The sequence below is a fragment of the Microcoleus pseudofavosus SVA1_A4 genome, from assembly GCF_036700565.1.
Lineage (GTDB): Bacteria > Cyanobacteriota > Cyanobacteriia > Cyanobacteriales > Microcoleaceae > Microcoleus.
This window is the reverse complement of the sequence record NZ_JAUBPE010000162.1, coordinates 1-3,234: the sequence shown is the minus strand read 5'-3', so window position 1 is coordinate 3,234 and position 3,234 is coordinate 1. Positions and strand designations below refer to the sequence as shown.

3 protein-coding genes are annotated in these 3,234 nt (G+C 39.6%); 1 reads left to right on the top strand and 2 read right to left on the bottom strand.

What is annotated here, in order from left to right:
• Nucleotides 1–679: IS630 family transposase (locus tag QUA02_RS33040; RefSeq protein ID WP_333033944.1), on the bottom strand; the 679-nt coding region annotated here is incomplete at its 3' end.
• A 446-nt stretch (nucleotides 680–1,125) separates the two neighbouring features.
• On the opposite strand from QUA02_RS33040, the gene QUA02_RS33035 reads away from it, so the two are divergent.
• Nucleotides 1,126–1,485 carry a leucine-rich repeat domain-containing protein gene (locus QUA02_RS33035; protein ID WP_333033943.1) on the top strand — a complete coding sequence of 120 codons (360 nt, stop codon included), beginning with the start codon at nucleotides 1,126–1,128 and terminating at the stop codon, nucleotides 1,483–1,485.
• Nucleotides 1,486–1,522: 37 nt separating this feature from the next.
• Here the strand turns inward: QUA02_RS33035 and QUA02_RS33030 are convergent.
• Nucleotides 1,523–3,015 (bottom strand): IS5 family transposase gene (locus QUA02_RS33030; protein WP_333033942.1). Its coding sequence is split into 2 segments (ribosomal slippage): nucleotides 1,523–2,598 and nucleotides 2,598–3,015, totalling 1,494 coding nucleotides; the frame shifts between segments, so codons are not numbered across the junction.
• Nucleotides 3,016–3,234 lie beyond the last annotated feature (219 nt).

Here is a 3,234-nt window from a genome sequence, read left to right as displayed (position 1 = left end):
AATTTCTCACTCCTCCCATTACATTAACTCTGCCTTTTCTCCTGTCTCCTCGGATCTTTTTTCGGCTGCCTTTTTTACACCAGTTCTTTCTTCTGGTGACTCTTAAACTAAATCCACTCTCGTCCCAAAACCATACCTGTAAACGTTCTGGCGATTCTTTTTCTATTTTTAAATATTCTGCTATTTTTATTTTAAACGCTGTTCTTTTTTCCGGATTTCTCTTGGACTCCAGGCTATATTTAACCCAGATGTAAACATACTTTTTTTGCTTTAATATCCTCCAAACTTGTCCTCCACTTAATTTTATTCCTGTGGATTCCTCTAAGTATGTTGCTAATCTCTGCGCTGTCCATCTTCCAAAATCATATCCTAATTCTTGAGGGTCTTTTTCTATAGTCTCTAATAATATTTCTCTATATTTATCTGTGGCTTTTTTGTGATTTCCCTTCATTCTCTCATCTATTAGACTTTCTAAATTGTCAGGGTCTCCCTTAAGACACCAATAAGATACTTTGTTTACTGAACAACCCAAAAAATCAGCAATTTTAGATTGTGTTTTGCCGTCATTGAGCAATAATAAAATCAGAATTCTTTCTCTGACATTTGCTTTTTCTTCCTCTCTTAAGGCTTTTTGTAGTTTCTCTATTTGTTGGGGATTGAGATGGTTCTTAGCTGGCATTTTTGTATTGATTGACTAAACTCATTTTTTATTATACCCTATTTAAAGGCACAACAGCTTAGTAAGCTTCAATTTGCTTGATTGGTATTGTAAAACTCTGTTGGTGTGGTGGAGAGGAAAGGCGCGATCGCACAGCTAAATCGTTGAAAGCTATCACTTTGTCACCTCGTCAGGATGCAACATATATGTTATAATCGGCAAAATCTCCGAGGCCCGTGTGGATGCCACAACGAGAATTATATTTGGCGATTTGAGCGGGGGAAGGGTTGGCACAAACCATGAACTGGCTGCAGGTGATAAGTTAGGTGATTTTCTGCTGTAGATTACACAGCAAGCAGAGCAAAAACGTCAAAGGGTACAACGATTGGCGGCTAAGTTGCATGAATTCGGAATCGCTCCAGATTGGCTATTTAATGCCATCTTTAAAAATATGTGGGAACTGAAAAATGACTGCTGACCACATTAGGCAAAAAATTCAACAAGTCAAAAAACAACGCCTCACTGAATTAGATTTGAAAGATAATTCATTAACCGAAATTCCGACCGAGGTGTTTGAGTTGGAATGGCTGGAAACGTTGAATTTAACTTGGAACAAGCTGACGAGCGTACCAGAAGATATCTCTCGTCTGACCAATTTATCCCAACTTATTTTAAATGGTAACGAACTGACGAGCGTACCACAAACTATCTCCCGTCTGACCAATTTATCCGATCTTCATTTAACTGAAAACCAACTGACAAGCGTACCAGAAGCGATCTTCCGTCTGACCAATTTATCCACACTTTATTTAGGGCTTGCTGAATAATCGATCGCTTTCTGGCGCTCCGGAGTGATCGATATATTCAAACCGAGTTAAAGATGAGTTTTTCCTGCCTTATTTTGAGTGAAATATAAGCGCCAATTATGTTAAGTCCAAAAACAGGCATTGTTTGAGCCGCTCGACATAAAAACACATAAAAAACCCGGCGCCACCAGGTAGAAAGGTTCATGACTAAAAAAGTGATAGCAATAGTTGTTTGTGAAGTATTATCAAGTTTTGCCATGATACGATTGAGACCGAATCTTCGTTTACCTTCCCCGAATTTACCCTCAATCGCATTCCTAATTCTGTCATCTTCCAACGCTTGCCTCTTTTTTTCTTGTCTGACATTTGCTGGGGGTCTCCCTAGGGGTGGTCCACTGATTCTAATGCCTTTTTCATGACACCAAGCTCGGTTTGATCTTGTTCGATAAATCCGATCTGCATGAACTGACTCTGGATAATATCCTGTGAACCTATGATATGCTTCTACTTGTGCTTTTAAGTCTCCTGATTCGTTAAAATTATCCCAGCTCATTCGGTTTAAAAATACATATCCTTCAAAACAACTGGCTGAGAGTTTGGCTCCAAACTCTACGCTTTTTCCGGCTTTTCCTCTGACTATGGGACGGATATGGGGTTGGCTTAAACTTACTATTCTCTCCTCAATGCTCTGTTTATTGTTATCAAATAACCATTGCTGTTGGCGATAGACCTCTGTGAGGACTAGCAAAGTTTTATATTGCTTTTTATTCAAACCTTCTAAGGTCGTACCTGAATCAATTAGCTGTTCAATATGAGCCAATTTTCTTTTAATATATTGAAGTTGTTTTTTAATTGCCTGTCTTTTTTTGTGGCGGGATGGTCTTCTTTGTTTGGCTATTAATAAGTAATCTTTTCGGGCGAGATTACGGTAGGTTTTTGGTTTTTTCGGGATTTGACCTTTGAGCTGTTTATACAGGATATCTATGATTTTTTCGGTGTGAACTCTGGCTCTGTTTAATAGTCCTAAGTCGGTCGGATAACTAATATCGGCTGGAGCGCAGGTTGCATCTATGATTAGTTTTCCGCGATTGGGTGACTCATTTTTGGCGTCCGAATCCTTTTTTTTTCTGGTTTAACTGGGGTGATGGAGCGGATTTTTTCTACCATTCGTTCGTTGACTTTATTAATTAGGTTCGGACTAATCCTTTGCCGAAAATGAACTAATAGAGATGGGTCAAAGGGTAGCTCGTTACTGTAGCTTGATTGACCAATAAAGTATTGTAGATAGGGGTTTTCCCGGATCTGTTCTACTGTTTCATGATCGCTAATTCCCAGCTTTTCTTTGATGATTAATGCTCCCAACGCCATCCGAAAAGATTTGGCTGGTGCACCATGCGCTGTCGGGAAGTTAGCCGCATATTCTGATTCAAATTCATCCCACGGGATTATTTGGGCCATTTTTACCCAACGGTTGAGGGCTGACAATTTACATCCGTTGGTTAGTTCAAAGTCTAAGGGTTGGAGGGGAGCAAGCTCAGCTTTTTTGTACACGATCGCATGTGGCTATGCACGGGTTTTAACCTATTTTACCTGTTTATCTTGCACTTTACTCTCGATCTGGCGCTCGAAACCCGGGCCACGCAATATGCACTCGATTATTCAGCAAGCCCTATTTAGGTCACTAGGACTTACGCATTGACAAAATCACAAAATAGTGCATTGATAAATATGAGTGGTCTACTTTCGAGGTATTTGACAATGAGAAAAACT

Coding starts and splice junctions, on each gene's coding strand:
- QUA02_RS33035 (WP_333033943.1), top strand. CDS start 1,126: ATGACTGCTGACCACATTAGGCAAAAAATTCAACAAGTCAAAAAACAA.